Genomic DNA, 23,066 nt, shown 5'->3' on the forward strand with positions numbered 1-23,066 from the left:
ACACCACCCAAAGTCGCTCGCAGACACAGCCGCGTTCCCAATCAGCATACTGGACACGCGCCCCAGGCCTACCAGCAACATGGCGCCGCACCCAGCTCCGGTTCGCTGCATCCGCATTTGCGTCATGCTCACCAAAAAGCCGCCGCGGCCGTGGCTCCGTTGACGCATCCCCCCGGTGTGGAGAACGATCCCAGTGCGAAAGGCCCCGGCCGTTTGGGGTTGGGGGAACACTGGGTCAAAAACCCGCAGGCGCGGCCGACAATCCCCGCCGCCACAGTTCAACCGCGTTGGAAAACGCCTTATTCCTATGGTTATTTCGGTGCAGAAGGCAAACGACACTGGTCCCGACAACACGGTTACAACGATCGATCTTTGCAGTGGTCCCTGCGATAACGCGCTGCAAAATCAACCAGCGAGATCTACAATGGGTGGCTCGATGAAGACGGGTTCTGGTTCAGAACCCTCTGCATCACGTCGATGTTCTCCAAACAACACCCACTCGATCGACTTCCATGACATCTGATCCATCGCAGTCACGTCCTTCCGCACCCTCTGCTGGCGGTCCTCCTCCGGGAGTCGGCCGACCCGGACACGCTCCCATGCCCGAGCCAAGTGTGATCCCAGAGGAAGGTTGGCACTGCGGTCACTATTTCTATCGTTTCCGCCGCGAAATGTTTGACGGTGCGATCGCTCCGAATCACCGCGAACAATTCCTGGCGGCGCTCCACCCAACCGGTGATGCGGTCCCAGAACGATTGGCGTCGTATTGGATCAGCGGCCACGATTGTGATTTTGGCATCATGGTGATGGATCCCGATCCCGCCAAAGTCGATGGCATCCACCAAGCGATCATGGCGCCCGGCATCGGCCGATTGATCGAACCCGCGTGGTCGTTTGTCTCGGTCAGCGAAGTGAGTGAATACGTTCCTTCCATCGAAGAGTATCGCCAACGATTGATCAAAGAAGGCAACGCACCGGACTCACCTGAGTTGGCTGCGAAAGTGGCTGCTTACGAGCGACGTTTGCCGATGATGAATCGCAATCGTTTGCAACCTGAGATTCCCGATTGGCCATCGGCTTGTTTCTATCCGATGAACAAGAGCCGAGTGCCGGGTGCCAACTGGTTCATGGAACCATTCAGTGCTCGCAACCAGATGATGGCCGAACACGCCCAAAGTGGAATGGCTTTCGCGGGCAAGGTCAGCCAATTGATTTCCGTCGGCGTGGGGCTGGATGATTGGGAATGGATGGTGACCTTGTGGGGTCGCAACCCTCAGTACCTCAAAGACATCGTCTACAAGATGCGATTCGATCAAGCGAGCGCCAAGTACGCCGAGTTCGGGCCCTTCTACGTCGGCTACAAAGCCGATGCGGACGCGATTCTGAGTCACTGCCGTTTGTTGTAAAACCGGACGAGCATCAACGACTGTCGGTTTGGTCGAGCGTTGCTAAGCATCGCGTGAGATAACAAGTGCCGAGTTTTGTAGTGGACGAGGCGACGCGTCCCAAGCGGCGGGACTCGTTGCCTCGTCCACCACGTCAGTTGTTTTTCACACGATGCTAAGTTGATTTCACAGGACCAACGTATTGGTCCAAGTACGATCGGGTGTGATCGAGCACGGATTCGTAGCTGAGCGGTTCGACGTCTTCGCCGATCAACTCCACTTCGATCGGTCCGGAGTATCCCAGTTCCAAGACTCGGTGAACCAGCGACTGAATCGGCACGCAACCTTCGCCCAGCAAGCAACGATTCATCTCGCCGAGTGGACTGTGACGTCCATCGCCCAACTGCATCAAATGCATGAATGGAACGACATGAGGCAGCATGTCCAACACACGATCGTCCATCCCTACGTGATAGGTATCCAGCACGATTCCCAGGTTGGGACTGTCGACAATCTCTAAGATTTCGAGGGTCGATTCCAAGTCGTTGACGAACGACCATTCCACGCCGCATCCCGCGTGGATGGGTTCCAACGAAAGCTTCACGCCAAATTCCTCCGCGATGATAGCCAAGTGAGACAATGCGTCGCACAGTGTCCGGCGAGCGTGCTTGCGAATGTGGTTGTTGCGACCACCCGCCAACACGATCAACGTTTCCGCTCGCAGTTCCGCTGCATCGCGAACGGCGCCCATCGCATCACGAACGGCATCATCGAATCCGCGGCCGTCGCTGCCGGTGAACCCGCCGACCCAACTCAGCGAAGTGACTTGCAAGTTCGTTTCCGCTAACAACTCCACCGCTCGATCGATTCCCAAATCGTCGAGCTTGGGTCGGAACAATCCAATGCCTTCGAAACCTCGGTCGGAATACGCTTGAGCGTCTTGCTCGAATTCCCATCGAAGAGTCGACAATTGGTTGATCGCCAAGGTGTTCATAGACGGTGGGAAAAGAGGAGGATCGAACTTGTCCGCCGAAGTTCCAAAAACGGACGCGAGGTCCCAACGGTGGACATGGGGGTCGGAGTATGCCGACGCTTCGTCGCAGTGTAAAGATTTGTTTTGGACGCTGCAGCCTACCCCCAGCAAATGATTGGATCGCTATGGTATTGCTTGCAAATGAACTGATTTGCTAGCAAATCAACTGAACACTTCATCGGTTGCTTTGACTTCCTACGCTCCCACCTCTTTGCCACCTCGATTGGTTTCCTCATGGTTGCTTTTTGTCGTTACGTTGATTCTTCCGGTGCCACACGTTTGGCGATTCGAAAAGAACCCGAAACCCAATTGGCTCCTCGGCCCCAAGTTTGCCCCGTCGGTGATTTGCTGGGTGCGGACGTCGAACAAAAGTGGTTGCAGGGCAACACGCTCTTTTCGCTTAGCAAATCAGACCTCGATCAACTCCCCACGCCCACGGAATCGCAGTGGTCGGACGCTCCTGATCAATTGCTGCCGCCCGTTCCCTGCCCAGAAAAGATTTTGTGCATCGGTTTGAACTACCTCGATCACGCGATTGAAACGGGAGCGGAGAAACCATCGTTGCCGGTCGTGTTCAGCAAATTCAATTCAGCGTTGGTGGGGCACGGTCAAGACATCGTGCTGCCCAAGATCAGCGACAAAGTTGACTACGAAGCCGAATTGGTCGTCGTCATCGGCAAAACCACGCGTCACGTGGACTCCAGCGAGGCGATGGAATCGGTCTTTGGCTACGCGGTCGGCCACGACGTGTCTTCCCGAGATTGGCAAAAAGGACGTCCCGGTGGGCAATGGTTGGTGGGCAAATCCTTTGACACGTTCGCTCCATTCGGCCCCGCCGTCGTCACCGCTGATGAAATCTCTGATCCTGGCAACCTTCCGATTCGCTTGCACATCAACGGCGAAACCCTGCAGGAGAGCAACACCGATCAACTGATCTTCAACATCCCGGCACTGATTGCTCACCTGTCGAAATTCATGACGCTGAAACCTGGCGACCTGATCTTCACGGGCACGCCATCGGGAGTCGGTGACGCTCGAACACCTCCTCGCTACTTGGCCCCCGGTGATCGTTGCGTGGTGGAAATCGACGGCATCGGCCGCCTGGAAAACACCTGCCAAGCCGAAGCCTGACTTTTTGGGAAGGTCGGCCCGTTTCGGGCCGGGGAGGGTTACGCGCTGGTTCCGATGCTCGACCCTCCCCTCGCTTCGCTCTGCCCCCCCATAGGAAGGGCGATAGTAATGACAAACGCATTGCAAGCACAGCAGTTAAAAACTGCACGACCTCCCAACCGGGCCGGTGACGTTCTCAAGCCAATCCGGCATCTCGCATGAGCATCTGCAAGTCAGCCCATGCCGCCTTTTTCGCTTCAGGATTCCTCAGCAAGTACGCAGGGTGGTAGATCACCAACACCTTGCTCTCGTGGTACTGGTGAAACCGTTGCCGAAGCCGACCAATGGACAGTTTGGTCTTCAACAAAGAGTGAGCGCTGATGGCACCGAGGCAGACAATGTATTCGGGACGCAGAATTTGAAGTTGTTGCTCGTAATACCCGCGACAATTTTCAAGCTCCGATGGGTCCGGGTTCCGGTTCTCCGGCGGTCGGCACTTGACCGTGTTCAGCAAATAGATGTCTTCTCGCTCAAGCTTGCAGGCCTGGACCATTTTGTCCAACAATTGGCCTGCGCGTCCGATGAAGGGGCGGCCGAGTCGGTCCTCGTCCGCGCCGGGGGCTTCCCCAAAGAACGCAAACCGGGCGGCTGGGTTGCCTTCTCCAAACACCGTTTGGGTTCGGCATTTGGCCAGCAAACTGCACTGGGTGCAGCCCGCGACGGTGGACGCTAAATCGGCAAGCGCCGTTTCGCGTTCGGCGATCGGCAGGTTGGTTCCTGGGTAGGGATCGTCTGAGACGGTGAACGATTCAACCGGTTGCAACCGACTGCTGGGAGCACTTGGGAGCTTTTTCGCAGTCGCCACACTGGCCGATGGACTGGCCGCTGCAGCGTTCACTGCTGGTGCGGGGACCGCTGGCGTGCTGCCGGACGCCGCATTCGAATCCGCGGGAACATCCGCTTGCCGCCAACGAGATTGCCACGATTCAACGGATTCCGCATTCGGTTGGGGAATAAAACGAACGCCGACCCGCCGGAGGTGAGCCAGCAGTTCGCCCGTGGCGTCGCTCGTTTCACTTGGATCGAGGTCGTTATTTAAAGAAGTCATGAGCAACCGAGGATGCGTTTTCGCGTCAAAAAAACGGTCATTGCAGGGAAGTTCGAGCAAGGAAGGGATTCTTGAAATGCTCGACGCAGCTTACCATTGGCAGGTTACCACCGATTCGTCGTTCCTTTTACCCTCTGTTCGATTTTTGTCATGCCAGTCCCTCAAGTCGCCATCGTCGGTCGTCCCAATGTCGGCAAGAGCAGCCTGTTCAATTGGATCGCCCGACGGCGCCTCGCCATTGTTGACAACTTTGAAGGCGTGACACGTGATCGGATGACCACTCTGATCGAGTCTGATGACCGGTTCTTCGAACTGGTCGACACAGGCGGGATGGGAGTCGAAGACCCCGACGACCTGACCAGCGACGTGCGTCGACAAATCGACATGGCGATCGCATCCGCGGATGTGATCTTGCTGGTTGTTGACGTTCAAGCCGGGCTAATGCCGTTGGACGAAGAAGTCGTCGAGCGACTGCGAGGTGTCGAGCGTCCCGTCATTCTGGTCGCCAACAAAGCGGACCAAGATCACCAAGACATTCATGCGGATGAATTTCGCAAGCTCGGACGAGGTCATTTGATCACCGTCAGCACGACGCAGAACCGCCATCGTGACGATCTGATCCAAGTCATCGTCGATCGATTGCCCGAGAAGGACGAGGACTTGGTCGCTCCCGAGTCTTCCATGAAGATCGCAATTGTCGGACGCCGAAACGTTGGCAAGAGCACCTTCGTCAACACGCTGGCCGAATCGGACCGAATGATCGTCAGTGAAGTGGCGGGGACAACACGTGACAGCGTGGACGTTCGCTTCGAAATTGACGGGCAAACGTTCTTGGCGATCGACACGCCGGGCCTGCGAAAACGAAAGTCGATTCGAACCGACCTGGACTACTACGGTACCCACCGCGCTCAACGCAGCGTCCGCCGCGCGGATGTCGTGCTGATGTTCTTCGACGCCTTGGAGAAAACGAGCAAGGTCGACAAGCAACTGGTTGGCTACATCATGGAACACCACAAACCGGTGATCTTTGTCGTCAACAAATGGGACAAAGTCGACAAAGAAGTCCCCACGGAACGGTGGGTCAAATACCTTCGGCACCAATTCACCACGCTGTCCTACGCCCCCATCGCGTTCATCACCGGGCAAACCGGACGCAACGTGAAAGCGGTTTTGAACCACGCGGCCATGCTGTACAAGCAAGCTCAAAGTCGCGTGTCGACAGGCGAACTGAACCGAATTCTTCGAGCTGCGATCGAACAGCATCCACCGGCGATGTACCAGGGGCGACGCCCCAAAATTTTCTACGCCACTCAGGTGTCGACCGAACCACCAACAGTGGTCGTCATGTGCACCGATCCCAAAGCGTTCAGCCACGACTATCAACGGTATTTGATCGCCTGGATGCGAGACCACCTGCCGTTCGGTGAAGTCCCCATCAAACTGTACCTGCAGCAACGCAGTCGAGCCGAAGCCAAAGCCGAACGCTCCGGCCAAGGCAGGTCATTTGACTCGTAGGCTGACCTTTCCGACTAATGCTCTGTCAAAGTTAAAAGTGAGGGTTGATCGTAGTGGACGAGGCGACGAGTCCTTGGATTTCACGCCAGTTCAGGGAGCGTCGGCTCGTCCACTACCTTAAAAACATGTCGTGACAGCCTGCTAGGACCGCCGCGGCAATGGCTCCACCCGCAGCAGTCCGTTGAACGGCCGACAGACAACAAAGCGAAACGCCGGTTTCGCAAGTTCGATAATGGCCGACAAAAATGGCGCGCCAGATGCAGCCCTCGAACTTGCCTCGAAAGGAAAGCGACTCATCCATCGCGAATTTTGCGATGCATCGTGTTCCTCTGCAGCAAATTGCCATGTCGACTCCCCACCAACACCTCCAGCCACCTGTGTCCTCCGCACCGGAGTACTTGCCTTCGCCCGAAACCCATTCGATTGTGATTGGGTACATCGTTTGGATCTTCGGTTTCTTTGGCGCTCACCGGTTCTATTACGGCAAACAAATCAGCGGCACGATTTGGTTCTTCACGCTTGGTCTGCTCGGGGTCGGTTGGCTAATCGACTTGTTCTTGATTCCGGGGATGGATCGCCGCGCTCAAATGCGATTCACCACCGGGCCAGTGGACTACACGATTGCTTGGATTCTGCTGACGTTTCTCGGCCTGTTCGGGATCCACCGCTTCTATCTCGAAAAATGGTTCACCGGCATCATCTACCTCCTGACCGGCGGACTGTTCGGAATTGGATGGCTGTACGATCTTTGGACGCTGAACGAACAAGTCGACCTGTACAACCGCCGGGCCGCGCACCAGCACTGATCAGCCACTGGTTTGGAGCAACTGCAATGGCTGGATGAACAGGATGGGCAATGCGAATGAGCGACGTTGGTTCCGGTCAACCATTCGCTGATGGAAACCATCTACAATGTCGCGTCTCAACAATTCGGTTCGATGAAACAAACGAGCCTGTTGATCACTCCTGCCCCACATCCCACCTTTTTCGCGATTGAGATTCACTCATGCGCATGTCCCACCCGTTTGCTCTGGCGACCATCTTTTTATCACTGACCTGGCTGTCCTCACTGACAGGGCCCCCCAGGTCTATCTGCTTTGCAGCGGATCCACCTTCGATGAACACATCTGAAGGTGATCGTTTGGCTGCGAAATACTTTGAGCTGCAAACCCAACAACTGAGCCAGCAGTCTCTCGCCGACATTGAAACGCTGGAGGACTGGACCAGCCGGCGTGAAATGTATCGGCAGCAGTTGTTGGACATGCTTGGGTTGAACCCGATGCCTGCCCGAAGCGAACTGCACACGACCATCACGGGGGAAGTTCGCAAAGATGACGTGATCGTTGAGAAGCTGCACTTTCAGTCCCTGCCTGGGTTGTACGTCACCGCGAATTTGTATCGCCCTGCGGAAGTCGAAGAGCCGTTGCCAGCGGTCTTGTACGTTTGTGCACATGGCCGCGTGGTAGAAAACGGCATCAGCTACGGGAATAAAGTCCACTACCAACATCACGGTGCCTGGTTCGCTCGCAATGGCTATGTGTGTTTGGTCATCGACACGATTCAGCTGGGAGAGATCGAAGGCATTCACCACGGGACGTATCGTGAAAAAATGTGGTGGTGGAACAACCGTGGCTACACACCAGCAGGCGTGGAAGCATGGAACAGCATGCGAGCAGTGGACTTGCTGCAGTCTCGTCCCGAAGTGGATCCCGAACGGATCGGCGTGACGGGACGCAGCGGCGGCGGGGCTTACTCGTGGTGGTTGGCTGCAATCGACGAACGATTTCAAGCGGCGGTTCCGGTGGCTGGAATCACCACTTTGGAAAACCATGTCGTGGACGGCTGCGTCAGCGGTCACTGCGATTGCATGTACATGGTCAACACGTATCGCTGGGATTTCCCAATGGTTGCGGCTTTGGTGGCGCCTCGGCCGCTGTTGATTTCCAACACCGACCGCGACTCCATCTTCCCGCTCGATGGCGTGGTCGATCTGCACGCGAAAGTCCGAAAGATCTACGAACTTTACGGAGCGGAGAAGAACCTCGGGTTGCAAATCACGTCGGGGCCGCACCAAGACACGCAGGAATTGCGCATTCACGCGTTTCGTTGGCTGAACCGTCATCTCCGTGGCGATGAATCGCTGATCGAGAAGGTGGCGACGAAGCTGTTCGAACCCAAACAACTGAAGGTGTTTGCGAAGCTGCCCGAGGATGAACGTGTGACAACGATTCACGAAACCTTTGTCCCCCAGGCAACTGCCAAAGGGACACCCCAAACGACAAATGAGTTGGCCGCCGCCGCGAAGGATTGGAAACAGAAACTGCGGACCAAGACGTTTGCTGGTTGGCCCCAGCAGACCGTCACACCGGATCTGAAGGTGGTCTCAAACATTCAACTCACCGACGCCAACATCACGTTCGCGGAATACTCGAGCCAGCCACCGTATCGATTGCCGTTGGTTGTTTTACGCCCCAACAATTCAACGGACGCCGCGCGATCAGACTCCTCCAGCGCAGACGATCACGTCGACGTCGTCCTGCTGGATCAATCCAGTTGGGAACGGGCCGCGTCTGGATTGGCGGTGGTTTCGCCGGAACGTTTTGCTGGCGTTCAACCCGATGCGGAAGTTTGGAAACAACTGGCAACCTCTGGCCGCACAACCGTCTTGGTGGCACCGCGTGGCGTGGGTCCAACGGAATGGTCTCGCGATGAACGCGACCGAACTCACATTCGTCGTCGCTTCATGTTGCTGGGTCAAACCGCTGCGGGAATGCAGGTCCACGACGTGGTCCGTGCGTTGGAAGCACTGAACGCACACCAGGACCGGTTGGGCGTCGCCGGTCCGTGGAATCTCATTGGGAGCGGCGATGCAGCGTTCTTGGCATTGCATGCTTCGCTGTGGTCCGACTCCATCGCCAGGCTTCAACTGACCAATCTGCCAACATCGAATCGCGAGTCACCTGATTTGCTCAACGTCAGCCGCGTCGTCGACCTGCCACAGATTGTCATGATGGCGACCGGTCGAGTCCCGACGGTTGTCATTGACGGCGACACCAAACCCCAATGGCAACAGCAGTCCAAATCGCAACCGCTGCTCAATCGCTTGAACTGGGGCAAAGATTGATTCGCCAAACGGGGATGTCGCAGATCGTTTAGGCTAGCTGGCAACAGGAGCTTATCAAATGCGAAAACTCGTTTTACTCGTTGCAGTCATCGCGGCACTCCTTCCGAGAGATTTGGCGGCGTGTCTTTGGGACCGCGACACACTGGCGATGGAACGACGCTTGTTCCCGGACGCCCATGAGTTGATCGCCGGATATTTTGTTCGCCACTCGGACGCCTACTACCAGTGGCGAATCAAGGATCGAACGGCGAAACCATCTGATCAACAAACACCCTCAGATCAGGATGACATTGCGGTTGCCCATGACAAGCTTGGCAACCACGACCAAGCGATCGAAACGATCCTTGAGAAGATCGACCGATGGCCCGAACAAGGACGCTACGAAACGGAAGCCAATCTTGGAACCTTCTTCATTCATGCTGGGCAATTGGAAGAAGGGCTGAAGCACATTCGGAAAGCCATCGCAATCAATCCAGACGCACACTTTGGACGTGAAATCTACCAGCAACTTTTGGTGGAGTACTTGCTCGAAACACAGAATCCATCCGGAGAGCTACCCGTCTTCCAAGAGCAGGATTGGGGAAGAATCGGATTTGCCCGTTTCCTCTTGAACGCCCGAAACCCAACAGAGGACAACGCCCTGGCGGAGATCCAAGCGGCTGCCAAAGGGGTCATGGGCATGATGCGTTTTGGCAACCACGACTCACCCGTGTTGCTGGAGGCGTTGGGGGACCTTTTGCTGGCAGATGAAAGCAATGTCGACTCCAAGAGGCTGGCCACCCGAGCCTATCTGAGAGCATCGATGGAAGTCGACGATCCCAAGGCCATCGCTGCCTATCGCCACAAAGCGTTCACTGTCATCGAGATGCAAGAGAACGTGGAGTTATCCCAGGTGGAGCAGCAACTGCTCGAGGAAATCAGCCAAGGCGAGGCATTGTTTCACCGCATCTCAAAAGACGAATCGGCTTGGATCGATGCTGGATTGGATGTCGATGCGGAATTCGAAACGAAGTACTTCAGTGCACCGACACCGACGTTCAACGTGGAGGAAGAGGCCCCCGAAACGACGGTCGGACCATTGTCAGCGACCGGCGTGGCAGTGTGCCTTGGCTGCCTGGCAACCGGGTTGATCGCGATTGCTGTGGTCGCGAGAAAGCGAAACGGCCGCCGTAAAATCTCAGCGACGTGAACGAGATGCACTCGGCGTTCCGATCCGGCTTGTCGCTCAGTCGTTAACGAACACGTCGCATGTAAGTCAGAAATTTGCGATCAATCTCTTCGAGTCCCATGCCCATGGAACTTTCGAAGTCTTCGATTCGCTCCCTCGGCGTTCGCTCATCCAGCGGTTTGGACTCGCTGAGTTTTTGCAGGTAGGCCACAAATTCTTTGCGTTGCGTCTTCAGCAAAAAATAAGTCAGCGCCCATGACTCTCCGTAGGCGTCTTCCGCGGTTGCCGCTGAACGGAATCGCGAATCGTCGGACAAGAGCGTCGCCAAAGAATCCTCCGGCCGCGAGGGGAGATAACGCCGGAAGCGTCCGAGGTTGACCACGTTGACTCTGCCGATTCCACGCCATCCTCGTGGGTTGCTGAAGTCAGGTGACTCAAAGAACATCGCCATCCCTTCGCTGACCCACATCGGATTGTCAGCGAACCGAGTTTGCAGCCCGCAGTTGTAGGCCAACTGGTGAGTCGCCTCGTGAATGATCGTTGCGATGTTGCGTTCGAGATTAGGTACTCGGAACGTCGTCATCCGGTTGCTTTCCAAATGGTAGTAACCGATAACGCTCTTCGCCGTGTCGCCAATTTCTTGACCGGCGAATTTCAAGAACTCATCATGATTGGCCAGCACCAGAGCCACCAAGGGATACCGAGGCGTTTCCAAATCAACGTGCTGATTCTTCCAGTACGTGAAGAAGCCTCGGTGCAATTGCTCAAAGAGTATGCCGCAACTTCGAGCGTAAGCTTCGTTGCCCTGATGAAGAATCAAGTAGTTCGCAGTTCGGTAAACCTGGAACCCCGCAGGCAATTCTTCTAGCATCCGTCGCGCCATGGTCTCCTGGTCGATCGGAGGACCGGCGGGCTGCTTGGCTCGCGTGATGATCTGGTCCGGCTGAATGGTCCACAGTCGTCCTGCATCGCAGCGGGCGAGGACACCGCCATCAGCAGCCTCGACCAAAATTTCGGCATCGATGGTTCGTTCTGTCTTGGCCGAATCGTCCGCCCCCTCTTCGAAGGTGATGACATCCGCGAACGAGAACGAACCCACGGTCGTTCCCCAAACAATCAGCACAAGATAGAAGACTGAAACGGCGCGTCTTGCCACAACAAACCAATCCAAGAGGAACGATGACCGGAAGCGGAATCGCAGCGAGAAGTCACACCAACGATCCGCCCAAAAAAAATGGCGACGAGCTTGTCGCTCGCCACCATTGTAAACCATCCAAATCATGCCAACGAATTCGTCGCGCCACGATTCCTTCTTCTGAAAAAGCGTTCGCTCCGCCAGCCAGAATTTCCTGACGCTGCCCCCCTCGTGCAATCGTCACTACTTTCGGAAGTAGTCAGCAAAGTCATCCGTTTCAGCTGGGTGCGTCGCGGCTTTGCGCTTTGGCGGTGCAATCCGACGCACGGATTCAAGCTGGCCGTCGACGTAGGAAGTCTGACGAACGTTGACGCGACGCCGACTCACGCGAGCCGAATCATCCTCAAACGGATTTCGCATTTCGTCAAACAACGAACCGGCACGTTCCTGAGATCCCCTGCTTGGAGCGGATCGGGCCGGAACGGGTTTGGGAATCGATGGCAAACCATTGGCTGACTTGCGGATTGTCGTTTTAGGACCATCAGTCAGTGGGGCATCCCGTGGTTGCGGAGCGGGAGTCGGAATCGATTGCAGACTGGGTTTGCGTTGCACATAAGGCATCACCTCAGTGACATTCGAATCGCTCATTGGCGTCATCGAATGTGAATCCATCACAACCGGTGATTCGATGACCGCATGGTGCCCATGGAAGTGCGTCACATGCCCACCCATGGATGATTCACAATGACCGCACGTTTCGCAGCCCGATTCACAACCGCGATGACCGCAGGGAGCACAAACCAACTTGGCTCCGACCTTCAACACTCGTTCAACGCTGCACGCGGCCAGATCCAGGGTTTGGAAAATGGGATTGCACTTTTGCACTTTGTGACGCGTCAGGAATCCTCCACTGTCCGCTTTCTGACAACTCGAGCATCCAGCGGTCTCGCATCCGCAGCTCGCATCAAAACCGCAACTCGGTTCGCTCGCAAAGAATGGTTGGACGCCACACAAAGGCTCTGCTCCACAAACCGGTTCGGCGGCACACGAACACTGGGTTTCGCAACCGCAGGTGGCGTCAATGCGAGCCCGAAGAGCAGGGAACGCGAGCGGGGCTTCGCAGCCACAAGTGGGTTCCGAACCGCAGGCTGGTTCGCAATCACACGTCGCCAATTCCATCCCGCAAGCGGGTTCACCGCATCCGCAAGACTGGGCTGACGCGTGACTCAAACCGACACACCCGGCACCCGCGATCATGGCACACACCGCCACGATACGAGCAACAGCACTCCAACGACCGAGTTGCAAACCCGCCGCGAAACACAAATCAGACACAGGTCGATACTTTGAAAGGGTCCAAGACATCAGCTTCTTTCTCCGTCGAATTTTGGATGACTGACAACGCTTATCGACGAAGGATGATCGTCAGGACCAAAACAATCCGAACGACATGCAAAGCCCCCTCAGGCTACGCATCTTGCCAAAACGTCAAAGATCCCCAACTGCTTCGAGGTCGTGCCGTTTTGGAGTGCTGTGCCAGTAGCGTCTTGAGAACCGTGCCTGCGCAGCGGTCGTGCATTTTTAGTTCACCCACGATTTGGGAAGGTCGGCCCGTTTCAGGCCGGGCAGGGTTACGCGCTGGTTCCCATGCTCGGCCTCCCGCCAAGCTTTGTTTCGGAAGAGGTTCTCAAATGCTGAAACCCGGTAAAACGCGGCCTCGACAAACTGCACGGCCCCTTCCGGCGAGGAGCAAAATCAAGGTCAATATCGCGGGACAGAGGAGTCGATTTGCAGCGACCATTGATCGATTCCACCAGCCAAGTTTTGGGCCTTGTCGAATCCGTTGGAGCGTAGGAACTGAGTCACCTGCATGCTTCGACCGCCGTGATGACACTGCACGACAATGTGGTCCTGTCGATGCTCGTCCAATTCTGACAACCGCTGCTGAATTTCGCTCATTGGCAACAGCTTGGAACCCTCGATACGTGCCGTTTCATACTCACTCGTTTCACGAACATCCAACAACACAAAGTCGTCTCCGCGAGAACGCATCGCGTCCAGATCGGACACAGTGATTTCGAGCGGAAAGGCGGAATCGTTTGACATCAATCAGGGTCCCAGAAAACAAGGCACACGTCGGAAAATCGGTCTTTCAATCAAACCGCGTGCGTCCATTGTGCACGCCGCCGCGCCGATGCGAATGGGTGGGATAAAACTCAGTCTTTGAAAGCCGCACTGGATGCGTCCGCTGGCATCCGCCAATCGCCCCGAGGCGACAAACTGACCGAACCAATCTTGGGACCGTCCGGAACACAATTGCGTTTGAACTGCGACTGAAAAAATCGCCGCACAAATGTTTTGGCAGTCGCTGCGATCACTTCCTCGGAATGAGGTGAATGGAACTCCGCTTGCTTTGCCAAAAAGCACATTTTCGCGACATCACAACCACCCCGCACGAAGTGATAAAGAAAGAAATCGTGCAGTTCGTACGGGCCGATTGTGGCCTCGGTGGCTTGGCGAATTTCACCGCCTTCGGTCGGAGGCAACAACTCCGGCGAAATCGGTGTGTCGGCGATCCGGTGCAGCGTTTCATGCAGCGATTCGCGATAGCGATGGTCGGCAGCGTACTGCACCAGATAACGAACCAACGTCTTGGGAACCGATGCGTTGACGTTGTACATCGACATGTGGTCGCCGTTGTAGGTGCTCCAACCCAACGCTTGCTCGGACAAATCCCCTGTCCCCAGCACGAACCCACGGCTCATCAACAACATCGTCCGCAGGCGTGCCTGCACGTTTTCGAATTTCAAATCTGTTGCATTCGAATCAACCTTTTGTAGTCGCGATTGCAACTCGTCGATCTTGGTTGTTGAGTCAATGGCAAGCCCCAATGGCGAATGCCCGATGTCAAGAAAAGTTCGCAGCGCAAGCGGACGAATGTCGATGCTTTCCGACGCTACCCCCAACCCCTGAACTAGCTGATTGGCACTTTCGTTGGTGTGCTGTGTCGTTCCAAAGCCAGGCATGATGATCGCATCAATGATCTTGCGATCGCGTTTCAGTTGATCGACCGCTGAAACCGCCACCAAGAGCGCCAACGTGCTATCGAGTCCACCTGAGATACCGATCGTCAATGGCAAATCATCAGGCAACTGCTGCAATCGCTTGACCAAGCCGGCCGTTTGAATCGCGAGTATCTCTGCACATCGCTCCTCGCGTCTTGAAATGTCATCGGGCACAAAGGGATGAGGGTCGACATGGCGCTCCAACCGATTTTCATCGGAATGGATGTCAGTCAATGGAGCGGATTCCGTCGCCGGTTCGGTTTGAACCTGTTCAGTACCAGCCAGTTCAATCGTTCGATACGGCCGAGGCAGCGAAGCCTGAAAATCATCGAACGAACCAACGACACGACGATCATGATCCAGCCGCTGAAGATCCACGTCGCGAGTCACCGCGGTTGGCACCGGCAAGTCTTCGTCATCGGTGTCACCGATCCTTCGCGACTCGCCCATCAACGCCCCGTTTTCGGCGATCAAACAATGTCCACCAAAAACCAAATCGCTGGTCGATTCACCACCACCGGCTGAGGCATACGCATAGGCTGCGATCAAACGCCCGGATTGGCTGACCACCAAATCACGTCGCCATTGGGCTTTGCCAATCAGCTCGTTGCTGGCCGACAAGTTCAGCACCACGTTGGCGCCGGCGAGCGCCGCATGACTGCTTGGTGGAACCGGTACCCAGAGATCTTCACAGATCTCAATGGCGAGCGTCGCGTTCCCGTCTCGAAACAACAAATCCGTTCCGAAAGGAACGTCGTACGAACCAAGACGGACGGTCGGAGGATCGGTCTCCGATGCCGCTCGAAAGTGCCTCGCTTCATAAAATTCGCGATAGTTGGGCAGGAACGTTTTGGGCACCAAGCCATGGACCCGCCCATCCCGAACCACGGCGGCAACGTTCATCACGCTCGTCCCTACGCGAAGGGGCAAACCGACAACCAGTGTGGCCCGGCAAGAACGACTATGATTCGCGATGGAGTCGAGCGCATCCAAGCTCGCGTCCAACAAAGTGTGCGTTGCGAACAGATCCCCGCAGGTGTAGGCGGACAACCCCAGCTCTGGACACAGGATCAGATCGGAAGCGGATTCTCGGGCGATCGCATTCACTGCGGCGATGGTCTCCGCCGCATTGGCAGCAGGATTCGCGACCTGGACCTTCGGCGAGACCGCAGACACTCGGTAAAACCCATGCTGCCGTCGCTGCTTTGGAAACGTCAGTTCGTTCGAAGAATTCACAACGCGTGGGTCTCACCAATCCAAGGAAAAAACAAACAAGCGGATCGGCCAGCCCGGCCAATGCCCACCAACTGCCAGTCGGCGTCAATCGCGAAGCGAGCTTGTGAGCACTCCGCGCCGAAACAGGCCCAAACCCAAGAACAGTATATCAAGGCGAAAATATCAAGCGGCGGCTCACAATTTTGGAGTCCGAAACCAGTGGAAGCAGCCTTTCAAAAGCATCGCAAATCGTTCGACCGGGACACGCCGAACGTGGCCATGGCGATCCACTTGCAGAATCGATTCGGTGTCCAGATTCATCGCCGACAAATAGCCGCCACCAAAACAATACGTGTCCATACAAACCAAGTGGCTCTGCCGAAGGACTTCACCATCTGCCTGAGGCGTGTGCCCCACGAAAACACGTTTCCCACTGTGATGGGGCGCTGGCGGACAAGGGGGAAGGTGAGACCAATAGGTCAACTCATCGTCCTGAGTCTCGACTTCACAACTGGGGTCGTACATCGCGTGAACGAAAATCTCACTCTCGGTTTGATAGCACGCCAGCAAGGACTCAAAGAACGCCATATGTTCCGCAGGAATTTTGCGGATGGAACCGCCGTAACTGGTCACCGTCGCTCGGCCGCCACTGCGAAGCCACATGGCATCGTCCATCCCTCGCGAAACCACGCTCTGCAACATCCATTCATGGTTGCCACGCAGCGGGATCACCTTGCAAACCGACTGCAAGCGAATCACCTGTTCCACCACGTCGCGAGAATCGGGACCACGATCGATGTAGTCGCCTAGAAAGATCACCTCGTCATCGCTCGTCGGCGCCAACTCCTGAATCATCGACCTCAGTGCTTTTGCGCATCCGTGGATGTCACCGATCACATATCGGGCCATTCAATTCACACCTGGGTCAAAGCCCTGCTGCTCACTCGGAAAAGAAACATCGGGCGTCAGGTCCTTCATGATGGCCTGACCGCAGCGATGCACCAACTTTTCCCAAATCTCTTCACTGGGACCAAAAATGGATTCCGCGTCCGCAGGCGTGACCAACCATCCCCCTTCATTCAGTTCATTTTCCAACTGCATTGGCCCCCATCCTGAATAGCCCACGATGTAACGCAGCTTCACGTCATCACGCCTGGCGAGCAACCGCAAGTGATCTTCATCAGCGGTGACCCAAGCGGGAACATCCGCCCACTGAATCGACATGGATCCCCAAGGTTCAGCAGGATGATCATGCAATTGAGTCTTTGACCCGGCTTCGGTTCCCTCGACGCCGCAGGGGTCACCGATGCCGGCGATGTTGTGCAGCGCCAAGACGGGACCGTCCACCGGCCCTCCCAGGTAGATCTGATCCGGGTGAACCTGCTGGTCGACCGAACCAGATGAATCCTCCGCGAAATCATTTTGTGTGGCAGACGTCAAATCAATCTTGGGTTTCGCCCCCGCTTCCCATGACGGATCGCTCATCGCGATGACGTCACCGAACCGTTGGCGTCCCACGCGATTGATCACCACACCGAAGGCGCCGTCGTCTGTGTGCCGGATAATCAGCACCACGGATCGAAAAAAATTGCCGTCGTGCAAATACGGTGACGCGATCAAGAAACAACCGGTGCAATTTGTGGATGTGTTCATCTCAAGCCCGGGTTCGTGAACCGGCAACTGCGTGCAGAAATTCAGGAATGATCTCGATACTGGTCACGCCAGAGACATCCGCCCCACGACAATCCCACACCGAAACCAACCAAGACATTCGTGGCCCCCTCGATCAATTCGTTGCGCCGACGCATTCGGTCGATCAAAATGGGCAATGTGCAGGATACTGTATTCCCCACGTCCGCCAAATCGATCGGCAACCGCTCAGGAGCGATTTCCATTCGCTTCCGCAACTGGTCGAGCATCTTCCAGGTGGCTTGGTGAAACAAATAGTGCCCGATTTGGTCGTCGGTCAACTGGTTGGTTTCGAGGACTTCATCCACCAATCGTGGAATCGCATCCACCGTGAAATTGATCAGGCTGGGGCCGTCCATGTAGAGGCGACTCTTCCAGCGTTTCCGGTGCCGAGGTGGAATCGCATCCTCCGCGGGTCGCCCACCGCCGTCACCGACAATCAACATGTCGGCACCGCTGCCATCGCTGCCGAATTGGTACCCCCACAACGAAGGTTCCTCTTCGGCGGTGATCAAGGTGGCTGCGGCTGCGTCTCCGAAGATGGTTCGCAAACTTCGATCGTTGGTGTCGATGTATTTGCTGTACGTTTCGGCGGTCACCAACAAGATTTTTTTGGCGACACCGGTCTGGATCAAACCATCGGCCATCGCGGTGCCGTAGACAAAACCGCTGCAGCCCAAATTGAAATCGATCGCGCCACACTGAGTTGGCAGTCCCAAGCGGTCCTGCAACAAACAGGCGGTGGTCGGCAACGGATAATCAGGGGTTTGCGTGCAGAGCATCACAAAATCAATCGTCGAACGATCCAGATTTTCACGTTCGAACAATTGCTCGCAGGCCTGAACCGCGAGATCGGCGGAGGTCTCACCGGGCCCGGCGATGTGCCGCTGATGAATCCCAGTTTTCTCCGCGATCAAATCGAGATCCCAAGAGGGGAACTGTTCCTTCAGCGTCGCATTGTCTTCCACATGTTCCGGAAGATGCACCGAGATGGGACCAATCTGGGCGTGGGGCACGTTCGACTCGGCGAAGAGGCTAATGAAAACTGACGTTGGTCATTCAAAGAAGGCCGAAGCGTACCAGCGAATCCGCATCAACGGCAACTCGCAAACGAGGCTCCGACCCGATGGGCTTGAAAAAACGCCGTTCGAAGGGGCAAAAAAACCACGCTTGAAAGGCAAAAAAAAACCACGCCCGTTTGATCCGGACGTGGTCTTGAAGAGCGGCTGATCGGATTCGAACCGACGACAATCACGTTGGCAACGTGATGCTCTGCCAACTGAGCTACAGCCGCGTTTCAGTTGTGTGGGGCACAGTATAGGAACCATCGGATTTGCTGCAAGTCGACTTGAGGCCTCTTGAAAGGTTTTTTTAACCGCTTGTCGATCATCGCCGGAAAACACTACACTTTGCCGCTGCATGAAACGGCCCCTGTAGCAGGTGCCCCCCGGTCGAAGCGTCCGATTACCCCGGCCTATTCGATTTCGCTTTCTGAATGTTCGATGGCCAATTGCGGTTCGATCGATTCGTTCTCCTAACACAAGGTTCAAAATCAGGATGTCCACGTCTTTCGACACCGATTCAACGCCCGCCGAAGACGCGGCTGCTCCCGTCAAAGACCCGCTGCAGTTGAACATGGAGGTTACCAAACCTCATGCCTGTTTGCGGGAGGTCATTGTCACCATCCCACGTGGCGAAGTGGATCGCTACATGAAGGACGCGTATGACGAACTCGTCCCGGAAGCTCAGGTCCCTGGTTTCCGTGCCGGTCGCGCGCCACGCAAGTTGGTTGAAAAACAATTCAAAGATCGAATCGAAGATCGCGTCAAAGGCTCGCTGTTGATGGACAGTCTGGCCAAGGTCACCGAAGACGCCGAGTTCTCGGCAATCGGTGAACCCGATTTCGATTACGAGTCCATTGAACTGCCTGAAAAAGGTGAATTCAAATATCAGTTCAGCATCGAAGTTCGACCTGAATTCAGTACCCCGGACTGGAAGAAACTGGATCTCAAAAAGCCCGTCGAAACGATTTCGGAAGAAGACGTCGACGCCGCTTTGCAACGCGTTCTCTCTCGCTACGCATCCCTGGAAGCCAGCGACGCCCCCGCTGAACTTGGCGATCGCTTGCTGATCACCGCCAAATTCAAAGACGGTGACAAAGTTCTGTCCGAAATGGACGAAGAACGCGTCACGCTAGCCAGCCGACTCAGCCTCTCGGATGCCGTTTGCGAAAACTTCGGCGAACTGATGAAGGACTGCAAGGAAGGCGATTCCTTGACCGCCAAAGTCAAACTCGGCGAAGGTCACGCCAACGAAGATATGCAAGGCAAAGAAGTCGACGCCACCTTCACAGTGGTCGAAGTCCTGAAGGAACAACTGCCTGAACTGACCGCTGAGTTCCTGGATGAATTGGGCGAGTTTGAATCCGAAGAAGAACTTCGTGACTTCGTGCGTTCGTCACTCGAACGCCAAGCCAACTTCCGCACTGAACAAGCCATGCGTGGCAGCATCATCGAAAAACTGCTGGATTCGGCGGACTTCGAATTGCCTCCGACCTTGGTCCGTCGGCAAACGAAACGCGAACTCGATCGCAAAGTGCTCGAGTTCCGTCGCAGCGGCTTCGACGACGACATGATCCGTCGCTTCGTCAACGCCAGCAAGCAAAACATGCAACAGGGCACCGAAGCCTCGCTGCGTGAACACTTCATCCTGGAACAAATCGCCGACGAAGAAAAAATCGACGCAGAGCCGCAGGAATACGAAACCGAAATCCAACTGATCGCGGAACAAAGCGATTCGTCACCACGTCGCGTGCGTGCTCGATTGGAAAAAACCGGTCAAATGGATGCCCTTCGTAACCAAATTGTCGAACGCAAGGTCATCGAAATGATCACCGAAGCGGCAACGGTCACCGAAGAGCCCGTCGAAAAAGAAGCCGAAGAATCGAACGAAGAGTTCGCCGTCTATCACGAAGTGCTGCCGACCAAGGATCACGAAGCGATCCCAGCGGCCAAGTACGACGACAACACCCCAAAGGGCGCCGAACCTGAAGAGAAACAGGAAAAAGACAAGGAGTGATCCTGAGTCCATTTCCCGAATGAATTGACGCCCGGTTGCCAGCAGCGACCGGGCGTTTTTCATGCGCCGCCCATTCTCGCTGGAAACCCCAAACGGAAGCTCAATCGAGGACGAAACGCGAGCCCGGACGAAGCACGTGCCCCGAAACATTACAACGGCACGTTGCGAAGCTCAAAGTCCATCCGCTCGTGCCGGCACCCTACGTGCAAGCCGATGAACACGCTCGGCGACACGCGTCCTGCCACGCTGCCACTCGGGTTGCGTCCAGCCCGCCACGTCGGTCCCGTTGGTCACAGACATCGCCTCGAACGCCCCAGCACTTTGGGTGCACGCCTTTCGCGACCAGATCCTGCATCTCCTGCAGCCGAATCGAACCTGCAAGGGCCAGCCAAACGCCATGGCGACTCGCCGTTTTGATCAACGATAGCAACCGCTGGATCGAAATATGATCCGTCAACGTTCGCCCATCTTTTGTGAACGTGTCGACCAACAATCGCTGGTGCCCTGAATCGACCACCAATTCCAAGACTTGCTCCGGACAGATCGTTTCGGCCTCAACATGATCCGCATAGGCAACCGGCACCAATTCCACCGATTCTGGCAAACAAGTCGCCTCCCAAGCCGCGGCCAGTTTTTCTGTGGTCGTGCAACGACTCGGACCGATTTTCGCGAAAGAGAACTCGCGGGGAACTTGCGACGACAACTCCTCACCGGTGCCAGGTTCCCCCAGTGCCGCAGACAGCCGAACACGGCCCAAACGAAGCGAGGCCTCAAAGCGCTCGACTGCGGATCGCCATACGCTCGATTCGCAAGCCGCCAACGCACCCTGCGAGGGCTCTTTGAAGTCCACGATCCCAACTTGACCGGAGACAGCCATCTGAGCCTCCCTCAGATCCCGCACGCTTACCAGCAACTCAGCTCCGCTGGCCTCGGGTAAACAATCCACACAGTGGTCAGACACCAAGCGATGGCGGGGGGACACTGGCTCCATTCAATATTCTCCGGGGCATTCTGATCTTGGTTGCCGTTGATCCGATCGACCCGAAGCGGTTGGCAAGTTACAGTCATCTTCCAATCAGCGTTGCAGGGACGCAACTTACGTGAAATCAATGTCGCCCATCAAGACACCGGATTTGCCGCGGTGAATTACGACTCCATCGAAACACCTTCGCAGTTCAATGACTTTTGCGAGGCCATTGCGGACGAACCCGTGATTGGCTTTGACACTGAATTTGTCTCCGAAGACTGCTATCGCCCCGAGCTCTGTTTGCTCCAAGTGGCGGCCGGCAACCACCTCGCGGTGGTCGATCCCTACACCGTTGGCGACACCAAGCCATTTTGGGACATCCTGACCGATGACACCATCGGATCCGGCAATCGGGTCGTGATCGCTCACGCTGCTCGCGAAGAAATCCGGTTTGCCTATCGTTTCACCGGCCGGCCGATCGCGGGGCTGTTTGACACCCAATTGGCGGCAGGTTTTGTCGGCATCGAGTACCCGGCGTCGCTCGCAACACTGGTTCAAAAGCTGGTGGGACAAACCCTCCCCAAAGGTGAAACGAGAACCAACTGGCGACACCGACCACTCACGAAAGACCAGTTGACGTACGCACTGCACGACGTGACCACATTGGCGGAGATGCACGCCAAACTGATTGCAGATGTCAAAGCCCTGGACCGGGTTGCTTGGCTCGAAGAAGAAACCGCCCGACTTCAAAACAAAGTCATCGATGCAGAGGAAAGTGAAAACTGGCAACGAGTCAGTGGCAGCTCAGGGTTGAAACCCCGTCAGCTTGAAATCATCCGGCACCTTTGGCGATGGCGAGAAGAAATCGCCCGCAGCAAAGACAGATTGCCGCGCCGTGTGATGCGCGACGACTTGATGGTCGAGCTGGCCAAACGTGGTTCACCCGATGTCAAGAAAATCCGCAACATTCGCGGGATGGAACGTCGGGGCTACACCGACCAGTACGAAGAAATTGGTGCGGCAATTGCCTCGGCCTTGGCGGTCCCCGACGAACAATTGCCTCGCCGCAACCGGGGCCGCTCGCGAAGCGCGTCGCCGATGTTGAGTCAATTTCTATCGACTTCCATTGCATGCATCAGCCGACAACAAAAACTAGCCCCTGCCATCGTCGGTAATTCCGATGACGTCAAAGAACTGCTTGCCTACGAACTCGATCCGCGCCGCGGGACACCCACCCCTTCATTGCTCAAGGGATGGCGTGGTGACATCGTTGGAACCGCTTTTCGAAAAATTCTTCGAGGCGAACTCGCGATCCGAGTCGCCGACACAAGCGAACAGCAACCGCTTGAGTTTGTCGAATGCGAAGGGGCACCTCCGCCCAAAGAGTGATCCCGAATTTGCTCGACCCGAGCGTCAGGCCTAGCGTGCCTGTCGCCGGCCCACCAGTGATCTGTCAAAGCTAAAAGTGAGGATT

The 23,066-nt window shown here is 56.0% G+C and carries 18 protein-coding genes, 1 tRNA gene and 1 pseudogene; 9 read left to right on the forward strand and 11 right to left on the reverse strand.

Going from position 1 to position 23,066, the window contains the following annotated elements:
* Both ACF8AM_RS22820 and hemQ read left to right on the forward strand, forming a co-directional pair.
* Positions 1-393, forward strand: a pseudogene (locus ACF8AM_RS22820) (hypothetical protein); the annotation flags it as partial.
* Between the two features lie 119 nt (positions 394-512).
* The gene (hemQ, locus tag ACF8AM_RS22825; RefSeq protein ID WP_392557863.1) at positions 513-1,406 is read left to right on the forward strand and encodes a hydrogen peroxide-dependent heme synthase; all 894 of its coding nucleotides are present in this window, start codon (positions 513-515) and stop codon (positions 1,404-1,406) included.
* A 154-nt stretch (positions 1,407-1,560) separates the two neighbouring features.
* Here hemQ and ACF8AM_RS22830 read toward each other — a convergent pair whose 3' ends face one another.
* Complete coding sequence (locus ACF8AM_RS22830) at positions 1,561-2,379, reverse strand: sugar phosphate isomerase/epimerase family protein (protein ID WP_392557864.1); 819 nt, start codon at positions 2,377-2,379, stop codon at positions 1,561-1,563.
* A 273-nt stretch (positions 2,380-2,652) separates the two neighbouring features.
* Here ACF8AM_RS22830 and ACF8AM_RS22835 point away from each other — a divergent pair, with 273 nt between their 5' ends.
* Positions 2,653-3,549 carry a fumarylacetoacetate hydrolase family protein gene (locus tag ACF8AM_RS22835; RefSeq protein WP_392557865.1) on the forward strand — a complete coding sequence of 299 codons (897 nt, stop codon included), beginning with the start codon at positions 2,653-2,655 and terminating at the stop codon, positions 3,547-3,549.
* Between the two features lie 175 nt (positions 3,550-3,724).
* Here ACF8AM_RS22835 and ACF8AM_RS22840 read toward each other — a convergent pair whose 3' ends face one another.
* Positions 3,725-4,696 (reverse strand): uracil-DNA glycosylase family protein, encoded by a 972-nt coding sequence (locus ACF8AM_RS22840; protein ID WP_392557866.1) that lies wholly within the window; start codon positions 4,694-4,696, stop codon positions 3,725-3,727.
* Positions 4,697-4,786: 90 nt separating this feature from the next.
* Here ACF8AM_RS22840 and der point away from each other — a divergent pair, with 90 nt between their 5' ends.
* The 4 genes from der to ACF8AM_RS22860 all read left to right on the forward strand — a co-directional run bounded on the left by der (position 4,787) and on the right by ACF8AM_RS22860 (position 10,464).
* Positions 4,787-6,151: a ribosome biogenesis GTPase Der gene (gene der / locus ACF8AM_RS22845; protein ID WP_392557867.1), complete on the forward strand. Its 1,365-nt coding sequence runs from the start codon at positions 4,787-4,789 to the stop codon at positions 6,149-6,151.
* 272 nt (positions 6,152-6,423) lie between these two features.
* Positions 6,424-6,957, forward strand: coding sequence for an NINE protein (locus ACF8AM_RS22850; protein WP_392557868.1), 534 nt, complete (start codon positions 6,424-6,426; stop codon positions 6,955-6,957).
* Between the two features lie 311 nt (positions 6,958-7,268).
* Complete coding sequence (locus ACF8AM_RS22855; protein ID WP_392557869.1) at positions 7,269-9,275, forward strand: alpha/beta hydrolase; 2,007 nt, start codon at positions 7,269-7,271, stop codon at positions 9,273-9,275.
* 58 nt (positions 9,276-9,333) lie between these two features.
* Entirely contained in the window at positions 9,334-10,464 is a 1,131-nt protein-coding gene (locus ACF8AM_RS22860) for a hypothetical protein (RefSeq protein ID WP_392557870.1), read from the forward strand.
* Between the two features lie 43 nt (positions 10,465-10,507).
* On the opposite strand, the gene ACF8AM_RS22865 is transcribed toward ACF8AM_RS22860, so the two are convergent.
* From ACF8AM_RS22865 to ACF8AM_RS22900, 8 genes are all read right to left on the reverse strand, one after another.
* On the reverse strand, positions 10,508-11,614 hold the full coding sequence (locus ACF8AM_RS22865; RefSeq protein ID WP_392557879.1) for a DUF1570 domain-containing protein: 1,107 nt from the start codon (positions 11,612-11,614) through the stop codon (positions 10,508-10,510).
* A 207-nt stretch (positions 11,615-11,821) separates the two neighbouring features.
* The gene (locus ACF8AM_RS22870) at positions 11,822-12,943 is read right to left on the reverse strand and encodes a hypothetical protein (RefSeq protein WP_392557871.1); all 1,122 of its coding nucleotides are present in this window, start codon (positions 12,941-12,943) and stop codon (positions 11,822-11,824) included.
* A 396-nt stretch (positions 12,944-13,339) separates the two neighbouring features.
* Positions 13,340-13,684, reverse strand: coding sequence for a rhodanese-like domain-containing protein (locus ACF8AM_RS22875; RefSeq protein WP_392557872.1), 345 nt, complete (start codon positions 13,682-13,684; stop codon positions 13,340-13,342).
* A gap of 110 nt (positions 13,685-13,794) precedes the next feature.
* Complete coding sequence (locus ACF8AM_RS22880) at positions 13,795-15,879, reverse strand: NAD(+) synthase (protein WP_392557873.1); 2,085 nt, start codon at positions 15,877-15,879, stop codon at positions 13,795-13,797.
* Between the two features lie 174 nt (positions 15,880-16,053).
* On the reverse strand, positions 16,054-16,767 hold the full coding sequence (locus ACF8AM_RS22885; protein WP_392557874.1) for a metallophosphoesterase family protein: 714 nt from the start codon (positions 16,765-16,767) through the stop codon (positions 16,054-16,056).
* Positions 16,768-17,511 carry a YqgE/AlgH family protein gene (locus ACF8AM_RS22890; RefSeq protein WP_392557875.1) on the reverse strand — a complete coding sequence of 248 codons (744 nt, stop codon included), beginning with the start codon at positions 17,509-17,511 and terminating at the stop codon, positions 16,768-16,770.
* A gap of 41 nt (positions 17,512-17,552) precedes the next feature.
* Positions 17,553-18,563 carry a ketoacyl-ACP synthase III gene (locus ACF8AM_RS22895; protein ID WP_392557876.1) on the reverse strand — a complete coding sequence of 337 codons (1,011 nt, stop codon included), beginning with the start codon at positions 18,561-18,563 and terminating at the stop codon, positions 17,553-17,555.
* A gap of 205 nt (positions 18,564-18,768) precedes the next feature.
* Positions 18,769-18,841: transfer RNA gene (locus tag ACF8AM_RS22900), tRNA-Gly, on the reverse strand.
* Positions 18,842-19,104: 263 nt separating this feature from the next.
* Here ACF8AM_RS22900 and tig point away from each other — a divergent pair.
* Entirely contained in the window at positions 19,105-20,625 is a 1,521-nt protein-coding gene (gene tig / locus ACF8AM_RS22905; RefSeq protein WP_392557877.1) for a trigger factor, read from the forward strand.
* A gap of 199 nt (positions 20,626-20,824) precedes the next feature.
* On the opposite strand, the gene ACF8AM_RS22910 is transcribed toward tig, so the two are convergent.
* Positions 20,825-21,616 (reverse strand): (5-formylfuran-3-yl)methyl phosphate synthase, encoded by a 792-nt coding sequence (locus tag ACF8AM_RS22910; RefSeq protein WP_392557878.1) that lies wholly within the window; start codon positions 21,614-21,616, stop codon positions 20,825-20,827.
* A 150-nt stretch (positions 21,617-21,766) separates the two neighbouring features.
* On the opposite strand from ACF8AM_RS22910, the gene ACF8AM_RS22915 reads away from it, so the two are divergent.
* Complete coding sequence (locus tag ACF8AM_RS22915; RefSeq protein WP_392557880.1) at positions 21,767-22,981, forward strand: ribonuclease D; 1,215 nt, start codon at positions 21,767-21,769, stop codon at positions 22,979-22,981.
* The last annotated feature ends 85 nt before the right edge of the window (positions 22,982-23,066 follow it).

It is taken from the genome of Rhodopirellula sp. JB055 (assembly GCF_043100905.1).
Taxonomy (GTDB): domain Bacteria; phylum Planctomycetota; class Planctomycetia; order Pirellulales; family Pirellulaceae; genus Rhodopirellula.

What these genes read in the sequence shown, in the direction of transcription:
- ACF8AM_RS22885 (WP_392557874.1), bottom strand. Translation starts at nt 16,767, where the DNA reads ATGGCCCGATATGTGATCGGTGACATCCACGGATGCGCAAAAGCACTG.
- ACF8AM_RS22870 (WP_392557871.1), bottom strand. Translation starts at nt 12,943, where the DNA reads ATGTCTTGGACCCTTTCAAAGTATCGACCTGTGTCTGATTTGTGTTTC.
- ACF8AM_RS22855 (WP_392557869.1), top strand. Translation starts at nt 7,269, where the DNA reads ATGAACACATCTGAAGGTGATCGTTTGGCTGCGAAATACTTTGAGCTG.
- der (WP_392557867.1), top strand. Translation starts at nt 4,787, where the DNA reads ATGCCAGTCCCTCAAGTCGCCATCGTCGGTCGTCCCAATGTCGGCAAG.
- ACF8AM_RS22860 (WP_392557870.1), top strand. Translation starts at nt 9,334, where the DNA reads ATGCGAAAACTCGTTTTACTCGTTGCAGTCATCGCGGCACTCCTTCCG.
- hemQ (WP_392557863.1), top strand. Translation starts at nt 513, where the DNA reads ATGACATCTGATCCATCGCAGTCACGTCCTTCCGCACCCTCTGCTGGC.
- ACF8AM_RS22875 (WP_392557872.1), bottom strand. Translation starts at nt 13,684, where the DNA reads ATGTCAAACGATTCCGCCTTTCCGCTCGAAATCACTGTGTCCGATCTG.
- tig (WP_392557877.1), top strand. Translation starts at nt 19,105, where the DNA reads ATGTCCACGTCTTTCGACACCGATTCAACGCCCGCCGAAGACGCGGCT.
- ACF8AM_RS22910 (WP_392557878.1), bottom strand. Translation starts at nt 21,616, where the DNA reads ATGGAGCCAGTGTCCCCCCGCCATCGCTTGGTGTCTGACCACTGTGTG.
- ACF8AM_RS22890 (WP_392557875.1), bottom strand. Translation starts at nt 17,511, where the DNA reads ATGAACACATCCACAAATTGCACCGGTTGTTTCTTGATCGCGTCACCG.
- ACF8AM_RS22830 (WP_392557864.1), bottom strand. Translation starts at nt 2,379, where the DNA reads ATGAACACCTTGGCGATCAACCAATTGTCGACTCTTCGATGGGAATTC.
- ACF8AM_RS22835 (WP_392557865.1), top strand. Translation starts at nt 2,653, where the DNA reads ATGGTTGCTTTTTGTCGTTACGTTGATTCTTCCGGTGCCACACGTTTG.